This is a genomic window from Janthinobacterium sp. BCJ23 (genome assembly GCF_059617945.1).
This window is the reverse complement of record NZ_JCAQAW010000003.1, coordinates 311,030-325,529: the sequence shown is the minus strand read 5'-3', so window position 1 is coordinate 325,529 and position 14,500 is coordinate 311,030. Positions and strand designations below refer to the sequence as shown.

At 62.0% G+C, this 14,500-nt stretch carries 15 protein-coding genes; 8 read left to right on the top strand and 7 right to left on the bottom strand.

The genetic code is table 11. The features are described from left to right. Positions 1-107 precede the first annotated feature (107 nt). Positions 108-347 (top strand): hypothetical protein, encoded by a 240-nt coding sequence (locus AC54AG_RS13120; RefSeq protein WP_029496207.1) that lies wholly within the window; start codon positions 108-110, stop codon positions 345-347. 87 nt (positions 348-434) lie between these two features. Here the strand turns inward: AC54AG_RS13120 and AC54AG_RS13115 are convergent, their stop codons facing one another. From AC54AG_RS13115 to AC54AG_RS13105, 3 genes are all read right to left on the bottom strand, one after another. After that, positions 435-1,247, bottom strand: a complete 813-nt coding sequence (locus AC54AG_RS13115; protein WP_307788916.1) for a glycine-rich domain-containing protein — start codon at positions 1,245-1,247, stop codon at positions 435-437. 89 nt (positions 1,248-1,336) lie between these two features. Further along, positions 1,337-3,184: a CHASE domain-containing protein gene (locus AC54AG_RS13110; protein WP_496630584.1), complete on the bottom strand. Its 1,848-nt coding sequence runs from the start codon at positions 3,182-3,184 to the stop codon at positions 1,337-1,339. Positions 3,185-3,383: 199 nt separating this feature from the next. After that, the gene (locus AC54AG_RS13105; protein ID WP_496630582.1) at positions 3,384-5,150 is read right to left on the bottom strand and encodes a glutamine--tRNA ligase/YqeY domain fusion protein; all 1,767 of its coding nucleotides are present in this window, start codon (positions 5,148-5,150) and stop codon (positions 3,384-3,386) included. Positions 5,151-5,311: 161 nt separating this feature from the next. Between AC54AG_RS13105 and AC54AG_RS13100 the strand changes: the two genes are divergently transcribed. The 4 genes from AC54AG_RS13100 to AC54AG_RS13085 all read left to right on the top strand — a co-directional run bounded on the left by AC54AG_RS13100 (position 5,312) and on the right by AC54AG_RS13085 (position 7,881). Continuing rightward, positions 5,312-5,605 (top strand): DnaJ domain-containing protein, encoded by a 294-nt coding sequence (locus AC54AG_RS13100; protein ID WP_010395442.1) that lies wholly within the window; start codon positions 5,312-5,314, stop codon positions 5,603-5,605. Positions 5,606-5,698: 93 nt separating this feature from the next. Then, a complete protein-coding gene (locus AC54AG_RS13095) occupies positions 5,699-6,211 on the top strand; it encodes a hypothetical protein (RefSeq protein WP_034759931.1) in 513 nt (170 codons plus the stop codon). Continuing rightward, entirely contained in the window at positions 6,201-6,989 is a 789-nt protein-coding gene (locus AC54AG_RS13090; RefSeq protein ID WP_046685338.1) for a hypothetical protein, read from the top strand. The genes AC54AG_RS13095 and AC54AG_RS13090 overlap by 11 nt, the downstream gene beginning before the upstream one ends. Positions 6,990-7,008: 19 nt before the next feature. Further along, positions 7,009-7,881: a hypothetical protein gene (locus AC54AG_RS13085; RefSeq protein WP_034759925.1), complete on the top strand. Its 873-nt coding sequence runs from the start codon at positions 7,009-7,011 to the stop codon at positions 7,879-7,881. 119 nt (positions 7,882-8,000) lie between these two features. On the opposite strand, the gene AC54AG_RS13080 is transcribed toward AC54AG_RS13085, so the two are convergent. Continuing rightward, positions 8,001-8,903, bottom strand: a complete 903-nt coding sequence (locus tag AC54AG_RS13080; protein WP_496630581.1) for a LysR substrate-binding domain-containing protein — start codon at positions 8,901-8,903, stop codon at positions 8,001-8,003. Between the two features lie 103 nt (positions 8,904-9,006). Here AC54AG_RS13080 and AC54AG_RS13075 point away from each other — a divergent pair, with 103 nt between their 5' ends. Then, complete coding sequence (locus tag AC54AG_RS13075) at positions 9,007-10,281, top strand: MFS transporter (RefSeq protein WP_319992415.1); 1,275 nt, start codon at positions 9,007-9,009, stop codon at positions 10,279-10,281. Positions 10,282-10,287: 6 nt separating this feature from the next. Here AC54AG_RS13075 and AC54AG_RS13070 read toward each other — a convergent pair whose 3' ends face one another. Continuing rightward, positions 10,288-10,938, bottom strand: a complete 651-nt coding sequence (locus tag AC54AG_RS13070; RefSeq protein ID WP_496630580.1) for a hypothetical protein — start codon at positions 10,936-10,938, stop codon at positions 10,288-10,290. Between the two features lie 164 nt (positions 10,939-11,102). On the opposite strand from AC54AG_RS13070, the gene AC54AG_RS13065 reads away from it, so the two are divergent. Next, on the top strand, positions 11,103-11,429 hold the full coding sequence (locus tag AC54AG_RS13065; protein ID WP_034759909.1) for a hypothetical protein: 327 nt from the start codon (positions 11,103-11,105) through the stop codon (positions 11,427-11,429). Between the two features lie 19 nt (positions 11,430-11,448). Here the strand turns inward: AC54AG_RS13065 and AC54AG_RS13060 are convergent, their stop codons facing one another. Both AC54AG_RS13060 and AC54AG_RS13055 read right to left on the bottom strand, forming a co-directional pair. Next, on the bottom strand, positions 11,449-12,372 hold the full coding sequence (locus tag AC54AG_RS13060) for a LytR/AlgR family response regulator transcription factor (protein ID WP_496630578.1): 924 nt from the start codon (positions 12,370-12,372) through the stop codon (positions 11,449-11,451). After that, positions 12,369-13,484, bottom strand: coding sequence for a sensor histidine kinase (locus AC54AG_RS13055; protein ID WP_338681008.1), 1,116 nt, complete (start codon positions 13,482-13,484; stop codon positions 12,369-12,371). Before AC54AG_RS13055 ends, AC54AG_RS13060 begins: the two co-directional genes overlap by 4 nt. Positions 13,485-13,681: 197 nt before the next feature. Here AC54AG_RS13055 and ugpQ point away from each other — a divergent pair, with 197 nt between their 5' ends. Beyond that, positions 13,682-14,425 carry a glycerophosphodiester phosphodiesterase gene (gene ugpQ, locus AC54AG_RS13050; RefSeq protein ID WP_072454362.1) on the top strand — a complete coding sequence of 248 codons (744 nt, stop codon included), beginning with the start codon at positions 13,682-13,684 and terminating at the stop codon, positions 14,423-14,425. Positions 14,426-14,500 lie beyond the last annotated feature (75 nt).

The window sequence follows — 14,500 nt, the reverse complement described above, 5'->3', positions numbered from 1 at the left end:
AAAAGCCGCATAAGTGATGGCGCTTTTTAGTGTGTTTACCCTGAATTAGTGCGGAAGAGACATTCTGTCTTTTATTGCCCTAATACAACAAGTACGGATTTTTGATCATGTCTCTCAAACAAATTACCTCTTTGCCTACCTACAACCCGAATCGCGTCCTCGATGCGATCATCGACAAGCTGCAACTGAAAAACGATGCCGCCTTGTCGCGAGCTCTGGAAGTGGCGCCACCTGTTATCAGCAAGATTCGCCACAACACCTTGCCGATCGGCGCCACGATCCTCATCCGTATGCATGAAATCAGCGATTTCAGCATTCGTGAACTGCGCGAGTTGATGGCTGCCTAAGAGCGCCTGACAGACGGCAAACTGAGAGGTGCCGTCTGGGTAAGTCAGGCTTGCCGCGTGCGGCAGCCACATCTGTTTTCCGCTTTTCTATTGCGGATCGCGGTTCAATACCGGACGATCGACATAGAAGCGCCCCATTTCCAGGCCAGTCGAGGACGATTTGACCACCGCTGCGGTAAGTGAGGCAGGCGCGCTGGAAAATGCGGTGCTGGCAGCCCCGGTCGCGCGGCCCGAATACGCCGTCGCCTGCACCGCCGCACTGGAAAACGCCGTTTGCACAGCCCGGCCCGAGTAGGCCGTTGCCTGTACCGCCGCACTGGAAAATGCTGTTTGGACAGCCCGTCCCGAATACGCAGCCTGCACAGCCCGTCCCGAATACGCCGCCTGTACGGCGCGACCCGAATACGCCGTCTCCGCGCGGATATAGTCTTCCCCGAACGTTTGCTCATACAGCTGCTTCATGCGCTCGCCCACGCGATGGTGCGCCGCTTCGTCGTCTTCGCCGCGCAAGCCGATGTAGGGGAAGTGATGGAGGAAGTAACCGAATACCTGTTCGCAGTCGGCCGCATATTTCAGGGTGTCGAGAATGTGGTAGTGCCAGAAGGTATCGACGTCCATCAGTGGCGCCGTTTCTTCTTCCGGAAACTGTTTCATCAGGATCAGGAAGCGGCGGTATTCGAATTCCACCGCATTTGCCTTTTCCAGGCTCCATCCTTCGCCTGACTCGCGGTGCATCAGCTTGACCTTGATCGCGTCCAAATTCAAATCGGCAATTGCCTTGAAACTGTCGTTCGTATCCATGAATGTCCTTTTGTAAAGAGCGTTGTGGGAAATACGGTGAAACAAGGGAAAGCGGCGGGTGCGTACTCCTGGCAAGTAGTCGAGGAATGCCTGGCCCATGGCGGGCGGGCGCTGAGTTGTTCCACATCAATATTGCATCTAATTACGAAATATGCAAGCTGAGCTTGCTTCATGCGGGCGCGCGCCTGTCAGTTGCTGGCCCGGCTTTCTTCCTGGTAGGGAAACGCGGTGGCGTCCGCGCCCAGTGGTACGCTGACGTGCACGCTCATGCCGGCGCCGGGACTGCTTTCGATGTAAAAAGTGCCGCCTAGCAACTTAATGCGCTCCTCAATGCCTACGAGGCCAAACGAGCCCAGCTTGTTGCGCCCGTCGATGGCCGCGCCCACGCCGTTGTCGCTGATGCTCATCGACACCGTATCGCGGCACTTTTCCAGCTTGACTTGCACGCGGCTGGCATGGGCATGCTGGGAAATGTTGCTGAGCGACTCTTGCAGGATGCGGAACAGGGCCGTCGCGCACTGGTCGCTGAGGCAAATGTCGTCATGGCTTTCGCTCACTTCACAGGCAATGCCCGTGCGCTGGCGAAATTGCGCCACCTGCCATTCGACGGCCGCATTCACGCCCAGGTCCAGTACGGTAGGGCGCAAGTCGTTGATGATCTGCCGCACGCTCTTGATGGTGGCGTCGATCTGTTCCAGGGTCGAGCGGGCGCGGGCATTCAGGCGCGGGTGGCGGCGATGCGTGCGCGAGGCCAGCATGTCGGCGTCGATGCGCAGCACCAGCAGGTTCTGTCCCAGGTCGTCATGGATTTCGCGCGCGATGCGCTTGCGCTCTTCTTCCTTGATCTGGTCGGCGTGGGCCGCCAGGCGGCGCAGTTTCTGGTGCGACAGCTGCAGACGGATCTGGCTGGCGCGCAATTCCTCCGTCATGCCGTTCGCCATCTGGATGGCGCGCCGGCGCGACGACGCCAGGGTGTGGAACAGCATGTACAGCAGCATGGTGCTGGCAAAACCGATCAGCAGGGCCAGCCAGGGTAAAAAGACGTCGAAGCGCGTATACAGGTCGCTCTTGCGCACGCTGAACAGTGCTTGCCACACGCGGCTATTGTGCTCGATCAGCATCGTGCTGCTCAGGTAGCGGCCGGAATTGCCGGGCAGCCACCATGGCGCATGCATGCCCGCCGTCGTGCTGTCGAAGATGGGGCGCATGTCGTGCGGTAAGTCTAGCGGTGCGCGCGCCTGCGGGCCGATATCGAACAGAGTCAGGCGAACGTTGCGTACCGGCATGTCCGCCAGCGCGCTGCGCATCATCGTCACCAGGTCGTAGCCGATGCCGACGGAACCCTGGTACGCCGCGCGCCGCTGCTCCACCGTATCGACCGGCATGCCAAAACGGTACACGGGCAGGCGCATGGCCATGCCCGTCAATTGGGGGCGGCCTTGCATCGGCACGGGCACGCCGGAATTGCTGATGTGGCCAGAATCGCGCGACTGCGCCAGCATTTCGGCGATCAGGGGGCGCGAGGCGATGTCATAGCCATATTTTTCAGGGGCGCTGGCAATCGGTTCGATATACACCAGCACGGAATAGTGCGCGCGCGGGGCGGGCGGATGGATGGCAAACGCCGGATAGCCGTCGCGCCCAGGCGGATAGTCGCGCTGCATGGCCGCTTCGACGGCGGCGCGCTGCGTCTCGTCCAGTTCCTGGCTGTAATTGAGGTTCATCACCCCCGGATAGTTCTGTTGCAGGGCGATGTTCGCCACGTAGCGATGAAATTGCTCACGGCTCACGTGTTCGTTGGCGTGGAACAGGCTGGCCGTGCCGCGCAGCAGGTTGGCATACGACTTGACGCGCGATTCGATGTTTTTCTGGGTATTGCGGGCCAGATTGTTGAATAGCTCGCTGGCATCGTTTTCGATCGACAGCGAGGCGGCCATATAGAACAGCAGGCCCACCATCGTCGACATCACGAAGCCGAGCAGCCACAGTGGTCTTTTTTCAGCAGATAAGGGGTGTTCGCCGGCAGTAGAAGACATCGCCATCCGCATCAGGAAGAGGAATCGGGTGCCGCCTGGGCGGCGGAGGCTAGGCTGCGTTGTACAAGCGCTATTAAAATTGCAAATTGCTCAATAGCTGCCTAATATACAAAATTATCGTTATTATAGTCAACAGGCAATATTTCTCGCTGAAACGAAAAAAACCGCCGCAGCGGTTTTTTTCGTGTGCCATCAGCCTTTATTTGGCGGGCTGCCAGCTGTCTTTCAGGGTGACGATGCGATTGAAGACGGGCTTGCCAGGCTGGCTGTCGACGCGGTCGGCCGCAAAATAACCGTGGCGCTCGAACTGGAAGCGCTCTTCCGGCTGGGCCAGTTCAGCACCCGGTTCCAGCCACGCTTGCACCACTTCCTTGGCCAGCGGATTCAGGGCCAGCTTGAAGTCCTTGCCGCCCGCATCGGGCTGCGGGTCCGTAAACAGGCGGTCGTACAGGCGTACTTCGGCGGCAATGGCCGTCGGCGCACTGACCCAGTGCATATTGCCCTTGACCTTGTAGTTGGAGCTGCCTTCCGTGCCCGACTTGCTGTCCGGGAAGTAGGTGCAATGCACGGCGATGACCTTGCCGTTGTCATCCTTGTCGTAGCCCGTGCACTCGATCACGTAGCCGTAGCGCAGGCGCACGCGGCTGCCCGGCTTGTCGTCGATCGGCGGATACAGACGGAAATAGCCCTTGTTCGGCACTTCCATGAAGTCGTCTTCCTCGATCCACAGCTCGCGCGAGATGGGGAAGGTGCGCAAGCCGCGCTCGGGGAAGTGCGGGTGCACGGGCGCCGTGCATTCCACGCTTTCGCCTTCGGGGAAATTGTCGATGATCAGTTTCAAAGAACGCAGCACGGCTACCGAGCGCGGCGCTTTCGGGTCCAAGTCTTCGCGCAAACAGCCTTCGAGCACGCTGTAGTCGATCCAGCCGTCCGATTTCGTCACGCCCGTGCGTTCGCACATCAGCTGGATCGCTTCCGGCGTGTAGCCGCGGCGGCGCATGCCCACCAGGGTCGGCATGCGCGGGTCGTCCCAGCCGTCGACGATGTTTTCTTCCACCAGCTGGCGCAGCTTGCGCTTGCTGGTGACGATGTACGTCAGGTTCAGGCGCGAGAATTCGTACTGGTGCGGCACGGGCTTGGCGAAGAAGCCGCCGGCCGACAGGGTTTCCAGCAGCCAGTCGTAGAACGGGCGGTGATCCTGGAATTCCAGGGTGCAGATCGAATGCGTGATGTTTTCCAGCGCGTCCGAGATCGGGTGCGTGTAGTCGTACATCGGATAGATGCACCAGGCGTCGCCCGTGCGGTGGTGGTGCGCATGGCGGATGCGGTAGATGGCCGGGTCGCGCAAGTTCATGTTCGGCGAACTCATGGCATCTTCGCTCATCTTCGCGCGCAGGATGTGCTCGCCGTCCTTGAATTCGCCCGCCTTCATGGCGCGGAACAGGGCCAGCGATTCGTCGCGCGGACGGTCGCGGAACGGCGAATTCTTGCCGGCCTGGCCGAAATTGCCGCGGTTGGCGGCCATGTCTTCGGCGCTCTGGCTGTCGACGTAGGCAAAGCCGGCCGTGATCAGGTACTCGGCCATCGCGTACAGCTGGTCGAAATAGTCGCTCGCGTAGTGCAGGTGGCTCTGGCCATCGGCCTGCTTCGGCTCCCAGTCAAAGCCCAGCCATTTCACGCTGTCCATGATGGTGTCGACGTATTCCTGCTCTTCCTTGGCCGGATTGGTGTCGTCGAAGCGCAGGTTGCACTGGCCGGCGTAATCGCGCGCCAGGCCGAAGTTGACGCAGATCGACTTGGCATGGCCCACGTGCAGGTAGCCGTTCGGCTCCGGCGGGAAACGCGTGATCACCTGGGGCAGGCCGGGACGCACGTGGGCGCCGGCAGCCAGGTCGGCTTCGATGATGTTACGCAAGAAATTGGGCGCCAGCGCTGGCGCGGCGGTATTCGGTTTATCGTTGCTCATTGATCAATGCGGAAGAGTGACAGTAAAAAGCATTTTACCGTACCGCAAGCGCTTTATAAGCACGTATTTACCCCCATTTCCCGGCATGCAAGCGACGCCGACGCCGTTCTATAGGATAATTCGCCTTTAATTAGTAGAAAAACGTGACCCCGGAGTCTTTTATGGAAAATTTATATAACGTCCTCGGTGTCGCGCCCAATGCCAGCGACGATGAAATCAAGAAGGTTTACCGTTCGCTGGCCATGCGCTTCCACCCCGACCGCAACCAGGCCCCCGGCGCCGAGGCGCGCTTCAAGAGCGTCACCAAGGCGTATGAAATCCTGGCCGACCCGGCCAAGCGCGCCGAATACGACCAGAGCGTGAACCACCGCATCATCATCGATCCGGAAGCGGAAGCGTATGCCCTGTGGTGCGGCGTGTTTCGTTTACATGGCACAGTATTACCTGCCGACTAAAACGATGCGGCCCGCATCAGCCAGCCCGAATTACTTGAAAACAACAACAACGGCGCTTTTATCAGCGCCGCGCATTACATTGGAAAGCACAGCATGAGAAGAGTACACCCTGAATTCGCGTACCAGTCGCGCGAGCTGGAAGGCCAGATCGAAGGCATCCTCGGCGACCCGCCGAACCGCAAGAACTACAAGAGCATGGTCGATGCATTGGTCGGCGAATACGCGAGCGGCGGCGGCATCGAAGACGTGAACATGCTGGCCTTCGCGCTGGTCGACCACATCACCTTCAGCGACCCGAAAGGCTTGCTGGCCGAAAGCGAAGACTACGAGTTCGGCGACCCGGCCCGCGTGTTTTCCATGGCCGCGTGCGCCGCGCCGGAAGCGGCGAAGATGTACGCCGCCATCGAAGAGAGCTTCCCCGACCTGGCGCGCCAGGCCATCATCACGGCTTTCCTGCACAAGAATCCGCGCCTGTGGGACGACGACGACCAGTCGCTCGACCAACTGGCTGCCAATGACGACGGCGACGACGATCACGACGAAGACGAAGCCACCGACGATTTCGCCCAGATGTTTGACCAGGATGGAGATGACCATGGCCGATAACACGGAACAAAAGAGCAATCTTCCCGCGCTGACGAAACAGGTCACGGAATTGGTGCTGTCCGGTTCGCTGGGCCACGCCGAGCAGGCGTTTGCCGACGCGGCCGACCAGTATGGCGACCTGGCCGTGGTGGAAGTGCTGAGCGCGATCCCGCCACAGGTAACGGCGCTGCACCTGGCTGGCTTTGACGGCGGCAAGATGTCGCTGGCAACCCTGCTGGTGCCGCCGAAGGCGTGGGCCGACAGCCTGGCCTTCATCGCCGCCACGTGGAGCGACGACCAGATCGAGGACGATCCGGAACGCATCGCCGAAGCCCTGTTCGCGCATATCCACGGCGTAGTGTTTTCCACCGACGATGCCGAGCGCCGCCGCGAGCTGCTGCTCGAAGCGTCCGCCACCGACTGGGGCGCCACGGCGTTCGCCATCCTGTTCTCGATGGCGCCGAAGGAAATCCTCGAAGTGGCCGGCGAAATCGTCATCAAGGGACCGTACGTGACGGGCGTGACCTCGTCCGACAACGACGTCGTGCCGCTGGCCATCGAGCTGGCGCAAGCGAATGAAGACGGCTGGGACCGCTCGTTGTTCGAACTGTTCCCCGACTTCCGCCACAGCGCCGACCTGGCCGACGCGGAATACTCGGACGACCCGGACGAAGAGCCGACCATGTTGCAGCGGAGCACCAAGGAATTGCTGTACCGCCTGCGCAAGCAAGTGCCGAGCACGCGCAGCGCGCCGCGTTCCAGCACGCGCCGGAGCCTGGGCACGGGCATTTTCTCGTAATGAAAGCAGGGAACGTCTAATGCTGCCAGCAATTGTTGTAGAGAATCTTCCGCGCCTCGTGCGCGCCATCAAACTGTTGCCGGGCGACCCGCGCGAGGACGCGGCCCTGAACCTGGCCGACGAATTGACGGGTATCACGGCCATGGTGGCCGAGAAGTTTACGAATGAACGCACGGCCGACGGCATCCAGAAAGCGCTGTACCTGACGGTGGGCGGCGTGTCCTTGGGCCTGGAGCAGGCCGTCACGCATGAGGGCGACCAAGCCGCGCTCGATTTCCTCGTCGAGCACGGCGCCGAGCACGCGTTCCAGGTGGGCTTTCGTCTGATCAAGGAATTGTCGCAGCTGCCCGAAGACGCCCTCGTCGGCGAATACGACCAGGACCCCGTCTACCTGCAGCGGCGCTTGCGCGAGCTGTTCATCGATATTTGCCAGGCCGACCCGAACCAGAACTGGGCCGGCTATGAAAAGTATGCAGTGCAGTTACAACAGCGCAAGGAAGTGCAAGCCGTCGTGCGCCTGGCAAGCTGGCTGCGCCGCCACCATGACAACGGCCCCGTCAGCGACAGCGACTTGAATGCCGAGGGCGTCATCGCCCTGGCCATTATCTTCGCCATCGAAGGCGGCGGGCGCATCATCGCGCGCACGGGTCAAAAGGAGTTTGAACGCTTCGTGCGTTCCGTGCGCAAGAACAAGCCCGACTTCGAGGAAGGCTGGGCCGCCCTGGTGGCCAAGGTTCCCGTGCAGCACCATCCGGTCTTGCTCGACCGCATCGAGTCGTACCGCCGCAGCTGCACCGTCGTGCATAAAATCCTCACGCGGGCCAGCATGAAGAGCCTGTTCGAGGACCTGGAAAATTATGCGGGTTCGGAGCTGGACGCGGATTACTCGTGACCGCTGGTGTCGGATTACGCCCTTTGGGCTAATCCGACCTGCGACTTGACGCATGCGATTGTCGGATTACGGCCTGCGGCCTAATCCGACCTACGCCGACCTACGCCGGCCTCATCGGCCTATTCTTTCTCTTCCATGGCCGCTTCCTCGGCCAGTTTCACAAACGCCGCCACCAGCGGCGACGTCTCTTCTTCTCTTTGCGCCAGTAACAGGCTGGTGGTCGCCTGCGGGTCGGCGATGGGGCGGTAGCACACGCCATCCATGCGGATGCGGTCGAATGAGGCGGGCAGCACGGAAATACCGCAGCCGGCGGCGACCAGGCCGATGATGGTCGATGCCTCGCCCGCTTCCTGCGCCACCTGGGGCACGAAGCCGGCCGCCTTGCACAGGCGGAAGATCTGCGGATAAATCCCCGTGCCCGCATCCTTGGGATACATGACAAAGCCTTCGCCCGCCATGTCGGCAATGGCGATCGCGTCCTTGGCCGCCAGCGCGTGGGCGACGGGCAAGACGAGGAACAGCGGATCCTGGCGCAGTTGCGTCAGCTTGATATCGGATGGATATGTCGTTTCCGGCGGGCGCACGAAGCCCAGATCCATCGTCCTGCCCGAGATCGCTTCCAGTTGATGCAAGGTCGCCATTTCGTGCAAGGTCAAGGTGACGTGCGGGAACTGCTGGCGGTAGCGGTTGATGACGGTGGCGAAATACGGCGTGAACGGCGTGGAAAAGGTAAAGCCGATGCGCAATTCGCCCGCTTCGCCCCGCTGGGCCCGGCGCGCCGTCACGGCTGCCTGTTCCGACAGGGCCAGGATGCGCCGCGCATCGTCGAGGAAAAGACGGCCTGCTTGCGTCAGCCGCACTGAGCGCTTGTTGCGCTCGAACAACTGCGCGCCCAATTCCGCTTCCAGCGCCTGGATTTGCTGGCTCAGCGGCGGCTGGCCGATGTGCAGGCGCTCGGCCGCGCGCGTGAAGTGCAGCTCCTCGGCGACGGCGACAAAGTAACGGAGGTGGCGCAGTTCCATGTTCAGTAATCGTTTTAAAGTATGAGTTGGGCCTTGAATATATATTGGACGATATGAGTTGGCAATCCTAAGATGAAGACTCGCTCCTCTTTGAAACATGGCCATGTCTGATTCATCGCTTGCTTTTGCCCCCGCTGCCTCATCCGCCATTCCGGTTTCCGCTCCCGCTCCCCGCACGGCCATCGCCAAGGGTTCCATCGAATTCAAGCGCAGCAACCGCGCCCTGTTCTTTGGCGGCTTTTCCACCTTCAGCTTGCTGTACTGCATCCAGCCCCTGTTCCCCTTGCTGTCGCACCAGTTCCATCTGACGCCGGCGCAAAGCAGCTGGTCGCTCTCCGTGTCGAGCGGCTTGCTGGCCATCTCGCTGGTGCTGCTGAGCGCCGTGTCGGACCGTGTCGGCCGCAAGCCCTTGATGGTGGCGTCGATGTTTTCCGCCGCGATACTCACGATTTTGTCCGCCTTCGCGCAGGATTATGCGCAGCTGCTGGCCATCCGCGCCGCGCTGGGCGTAGCCCTGGGCGGCATGCCGGCCGTGGCCATGGCTTACCTGGGCGAGGAAATCGAGGGTCCTTCCCTGGGCCTGTCGATGGGGCTGTATATTGCCGGCAGCGCGTTTGGCGGCATGTCGGGACGGCTGGTGGCGTCCATGCTCAGCGATTTCCTGTCGTGGCGCTGGGCTCTGGGCGTGCTGGGCGTGGCCGGCGTGCTGGCGGCGGCGGAATTCTGGCGCAGCCTGCCCGCATCGAAAAATTTCGTGCCCAGTACAAAAGGCTGGAACGCCTTGCCGCACGCCATCCGCCAGCATTTTTCCGACCGGGGCTTGCCGTGGCTGTTTTGCCTCGCCTTCGTGCTGATGGGCTGTTTCGTCAGCCTGTATAACTATATCGGCTACCGCCTGCTGGCCGCGCCATTTGGCTTGCGCCAGAGCACGGTCGGCTTGCTGGCCTTTTTGTATCTGATCGGCATTTTCAGCTCCGTCTGGGCGGGGCGCCTGGTGGACCGCCTGGGGCGCCGGGGGGTGCTGTGGATCATGCTGTTGCTGATGCTGTCCGGCATTTTATTGACGCTGTTCGACTCGCTGCCGCTGATCGTCATCGGCATGGCGCTGGCCACCTTCGGCTTCTTTGCCTCGCACTCGATCGCCAGCAGCTGGGTCAGCCGCCGGGCCCGCGCGCCACAGGCGCTGGCCTCGGCCTTCTACCTGCTGTTCTATTACCTGGGATCGAGCCTGATCGGTTCCGCCTCGGGCATGATGTGGGGCTTCGACGGCTGGACGGGCGTGGTCATCATGCTGGGCCTGTGCCTCGGTGGCGGCGTGCTGATCGCCTTGCGCCTGCGCCATCTGCAGCCGCTGGGCGCGCGCGAAGCGGTGGGCTGAGTCCGGCTATTTGGGGCACATGCCGATCATCGTTTCCCCCTGCTTGCCCGCGCGCGTGGTCACGCACAAGCTGCCCAGCGCGCTTGTGATTTTATACGTGCGGCTGCCCCTGGCCTCATTGGCACCGATTTCCTCGATCTTTGACGCCTCGTACCATTTCGGCGGCACGGCCGCGTAGGCTTCGGCAAAGCCCTGCTGCATGCGCTTGTAGCCCGTGTCGTCGAATTTCTCGCCGCCCCGCTGCGGGAATTCCTTGCGTAAATCCTTGTCGATCTTGCCCACGTCGCGCTTGGCTTGCGCCAGGATATCGGCCGCGCTTGGTGCCGGAACGAGCGTGATCGCTTCCGGCGTTGCTGGCGCTGGCGGCTGCTCGATGGCGGGAGCGGGCAGGGGGCGGCTGATGGACGTTGGCACTGGCAGGCGCTGCGTGTGCACGGCTGGTTTTTGGCCCGGCAACGGTGCGGGTACGGGCTTGGGCGGCGCCGGGGCGGTGTAGCGCAGCCAGGTGATGGCCGGGCCCTGCGGCAGGTTCTCGTCCGTGACGGTGCGGGACCGTGACTGCAAGACGACGTATGCCAGGCCCAGGTGCAGCAGGACGATCAGCAGCAGGCCGGGAGCGCGGCGGGGCAGGGGCGGCAACGAGATCATGGGCGGCATGGGGGTTCAGGTACGCCAATGTATCTGAAGGATTTGATCATTATCTAAAATGTCACAAGCGCTTACAAAAAAGTGCCGCATGGAAATTTCGACCTTGTCGCGGCCAGCGGGGAACCCTGTGCCGGCTTGACGATCCAACTCCCTACACTGTGGGAGGACACATCATGATGCAGGTAAAGGAAGTGGCACGGCGCTTTGGCGCCATCGAACACGCGATCGGCCAGGCGGCCCAGCTGTGCGGCCAGCAGCAGGGCATGCCGATGGACTTGAAGGATTGCATCAACCAGCTGGACCAGCAAAAGAGCGCCGTGCGGCAAGCCATCGACACGCAAGACGATGCGCGTATCCGGCAAGCGGTCGACCAGATGGAATCGCTGGGCGACCGCGCCAAGCGGGCGTGCGGCACGGCGACCAGCGTGACGCCGGAAATGAAGAGCGCCGTGCTCAAGGTGCACGATGAGTTGTCTGACTTGAAGCACCAGATGCACTAGGCATTGGCTCTTGAACGTTTTACATCTGGCGGAACAGATGCGCATATAAAGGGCTGACGCGCAGTTGCGCGGGGTGCTGGCGCAGGGTCAGCGACAGCTTGCCGGCCTCGTCACGCACGGCCGTGGCGATGGCGCTGGCGTTGACGATGGTGCCCCGGTGGATTTGCCAGAATTGTTGCGGGTCCAGCTGGGGCAGCAGCTCCTTCAGGCTCGTGCGTATCAGCGCTTCGCTGTCCTGGCACACGACATTGATGTATTTGTCCAGCGCTTCAAAATAGACGATGTCGGCCAAGGCGATCATGCGCACGCTGTTGCCCACGGCCGCCCGTATCATTTGCAGGCGCGGCGCGGGCGGCAGCATGGCTTGCAGTTGGCTCAGCAGGCGGGCCATGTTGTCATCGCTGGCGGTTCCGGCTGCCGGCGCTGCCGTGGCGGTCGTCGCTGGCGCTGAGGTCGATGTTGATGTTGATGTTGATGTTGATGTTGATGTTGCTGTTGCTGTTGCTGTTGCTGTAGCGGTGCCGTTGCCAACGCCTTTGCCAACGCTGCTGTCGCGCAAGCGCTGCTGCAAACGTTCCACCGTCTTGCCCAGGCGCGCATCGTTGACGGGTTTCAAGACGTAGTCGGCGGCCGCATGCTCGAAGGCGGCCAGCGCGTATTCGTCGTAGGCGGTCACAAACACGATGTGGGGAAACGGGACGCCGTCCGGCCACTGTTCCGCCAGCTCCTCGGCCGCTTCCAGGCCCGTCTTGCCTGGCATTTTGATGTCGAGAAACAGAATGTCGGGCTGCAGCGCCAGGCCTTGCCGCAAGGCTTCCACGCCGTTGGGGCAGGTGGCAACGATGTCGAGTTCCGGCCACAGCCGCTGCAAGGCGTGCGTGAGGGCGGCGGCGAGTATGGGTTCGTCTTCGGCGATCAGGGCGCGCGGGGTGAGGCTGGTCATGGCGTGGGGCTCGCGGTGGTGGAGTGAATCGGTAATTGAAGGCGGGCGATGACGCCTGCCGGCGTGTCGGCGTCCAGTGACAGGCTGGCGGTATCGCCATGCATGCCGCGCAGGCGTTCGCGGATATTCGCCACGCCCAGCTGCGTGCCTTTGGTCTGGCCCGGATGGTCGAGGCCCAGGCCATCGTCGCTGACGGTGAGCAGCAGCACGCCGCCATCCGTGGACGCCTGCACGTGAATGTGGCCGCCTTCGATCTTTGGTTCCAGGCCATGCTGGATGGCGTTTTCCACCAGCGGCTGCAACAGCATGGGCGGCACCTTGATTTGGCGCAAGGCTGCGGGCAAGTCCAGCGTAAAGCGCAGGCGCGCGCCCATGCGTATCGACATCAGGCCCAGGTAGGCTTGCATCAGGGAAAACTCCTGTTCCAGGGTGGTGGACTCGGCGCGCGAGGAAGAGAGGGTGGCGCGCAAGTACTGGATCAGCTGGTCGAGCAGCAACTGGGCGCGGTCGGGGTCAAAGCTGATCAGGCCCTGCAGGTTGGCCAAGGTGTTGAACAGCATGTGCGGTTCGATCTGCGCCTGCAGCAATTGTAGTTGCGCCTGCATGGCCTGGCGCGCCACGGATTCGGCGCGGGCTTTTTCCTCGGCAGCCGCCATTTGCAGGCGGGCAATCTTTTCGCGGCTGGAGAAAAACAGCACGGCGCCGCCCGTGGCCAGCAGGGTGAATACGAGTGTGCCCATCATTTGCGTGGGCAGCAGGTTTTCGAAGCCGCCCACGTCCACGCCCGTCAGCCAGCCGAACAGAAGCAAACCCAGCATTTGTGCCACGGGCACGGACAGCAGGATGATGAGCATGAAGGGCAGGAATCTGGGCCGCTGGCCTGCACCCCATAACGTCAGGCGCATGCCGTCGATCAGCAGGAAGGCGATCGTGCCGATGCACATCGAGGCGACCAGGTTTTGTCCAAAATGGCTGCCTGGATTGAGCATGAACGTAATGACCAGCGCGCAGATCACGTTCAGCACCACCGCGTAGCGCGCGTCGAGCAGCATGCGGTAGTAGGGGAAGCGGCGCCTGGCGGGGGCTTCGGCGAAAGGGACGTCGGATTTCATGGAAGTGTCTGCTGGTAGCGATGGGGCATTGTGTGCCAGCGCAGGCCAGCGCGCAACCGGGCTGCGACGAAACGGGGCTGGCGGGGCGCCAATCGCTGCGGCGGGCCGTCAAACGGCGGCCGCTTTACTTTTCAGCATCGGCACGCGATAGTATGGCAAGACAGTCTTGCCTCCATAGAATTGCTTAAAGGAATCCCATGTGGCCCTATCCACGCACTCTCGCGCACCGCGGCGGCGGCACCATGGCGCCTGAAAACACCTTGGCCGCCCTGCGCTGCGGCCTGGCCCACGGCTACCGTGCCGTGGAATTCGACGTCATGCTGGCGTCCGACGGTGTGCCCGTCGTCGTGCACGACCCCGAGCTGGGCCGCACCGTGGCCGGCAGCGGCCGTATCAATGACTACACGGCCGCGCAGCTGGGGACGATGGAGGCGGGTGCATGGTTCGGCCCCGCATTCGCGGGCGAAGGCGTGCCTACTTTTGACGCCGTGGTGGCGTATTGCAAGGCGCAGCGCATCTGGATGAATATCGAAATCAAACCGGCGCCCGGCTTTGACGTGCCCACGGGCGAGACGGTGGCGCGCGCCACGCGCGATTACTTTGCACAGGAAATCGCGGCTGGCGAATTACTGCCGCTGCTGTCGTCGTTCAGCATCGACGCGCTGGAAGCGGCGCACCAGGCGGCCCCGCAACTGGCGCGCGGCTGGCTGGTCGAACAGATACCTTCTGATTGGGCGAAAAAGGCAAAGGAACTGGGCGTGGTGGCGATCCATTGCGACCACCAGCAACTGACGCGCGAACTGGCGCGAGAGGTCAAGGAGGCGGGGTACTGGCTGTTCTGCTACACCGTCAACAACTCGGAGCGGGCCAGCGAATTGCTGGCCTGGGGCGTGGATGGGTTTTGCACGGACAGGATAGATATTATTCCATCCATGGCGTAGGTCGGATTAGGCGCGCAGCGCCGTAATCCGACAACATTGTTGGCGCCGCTGGTGTTGTCGGCTTACGCGCTTGCG

Coding starts and splice junctions, on each gene's coding strand:
- AC54AG_RS13070 (WP_496630580.1), bottom strand. CDS start 10,938: ATGCCGCCCATGATCTCGTTGCCGCCCCTGCCCCGCCGCGCTCCCGGC.
- AC54AG_RS13100 (WP_010395442.1), top strand. CDS start 5,312: ATGGAAAATTTATATAACGTCCTCGGTGTCGCGCCCAATGCCAGCGAC.
- AC54AG_RS13075 (WP_319992415.1), top strand. CDS start 9,007: ATGTCTGATTCATCGCTTGCTTTTGCCCCCGCTGCCTCATCCGCCATT.
- ugpQ (WP_072454362.1), top strand. CDS start 13,682: ATGTGGCCCTATCCACGCACTCTCGCGCACCGCGGCGGCGGCACCATG.
- AC54AG_RS13095 (WP_034759931.1), top strand. CDS start 5,699: ATGAGAAGAGTACACCCTGAATTCGCGTACCAGTCGCGCGAGCTGGAA.
- AC54AG_RS13085 (WP_034759925.1), top strand. CDS start 7,009: ATGCTGCCAGCAATTGTTGTAGAGAATCTTCCGCGCCTCGTGCGCGCC.
- AC54AG_RS13065 (WP_034759909.1), top strand. CDS start 11,103: ATGATGCAGGTAAAGGAAGTGGCACGGCGCTTTGGCGCCATCGAACAC.
- AC54AG_RS13120 (WP_029496207.1), top strand. CDS start 108: ATGTCTCTCAAACAAATTACCTCTTTGCCTACCTACAACCCGAATCGC.
- AC54AG_RS13115 (WP_307788916.1), bottom strand. CDS start 1,247: ATGGGCCAGGCATTCCTCGACTACTTGCCAGGAGTACGCACCCGCCGC.
- AC54AG_RS13055 (WP_338681008.1), bottom strand. CDS start 13,484: ATGAAATCCGACGTCCCTTTCGCCGAAGCCCCCGCCAGGCGCCGCTTC.
- AC54AG_RS13090 (WP_046685338.1), top strand. CDS start 6,201: ATGGCCGATAACACGGAACAAAAGAGCAATCTTCCCGCGCTGACGAAA.
- AC54AG_RS13110 (WP_496630584.1), bottom strand. CDS start 3,184: ATGTCTTCTACTGCCGGCGAACACCCCTTATCTGCTGAAAAAAGACCA.
- AC54AG_RS13080 (WP_496630581.1), bottom strand. CDS start 8,903: ATGGAACTGCGCCACCTCCGTTACTTTGTCGCCGTCGCCGAGGAGCTG.
- AC54AG_RS13105 (WP_496630582.1), bottom strand. CDS start 5,150: ATGAGCAACGATAAACCGAATACCGCCGCGCCAGCGCTGGCGCCCAAT.
- AC54AG_RS13060 (WP_496630578.1), bottom strand. CDS start 12,372: ATGACCAGCCTCACCCCGCGCGCCCTGATCGCCGAAGACGAACCCATA.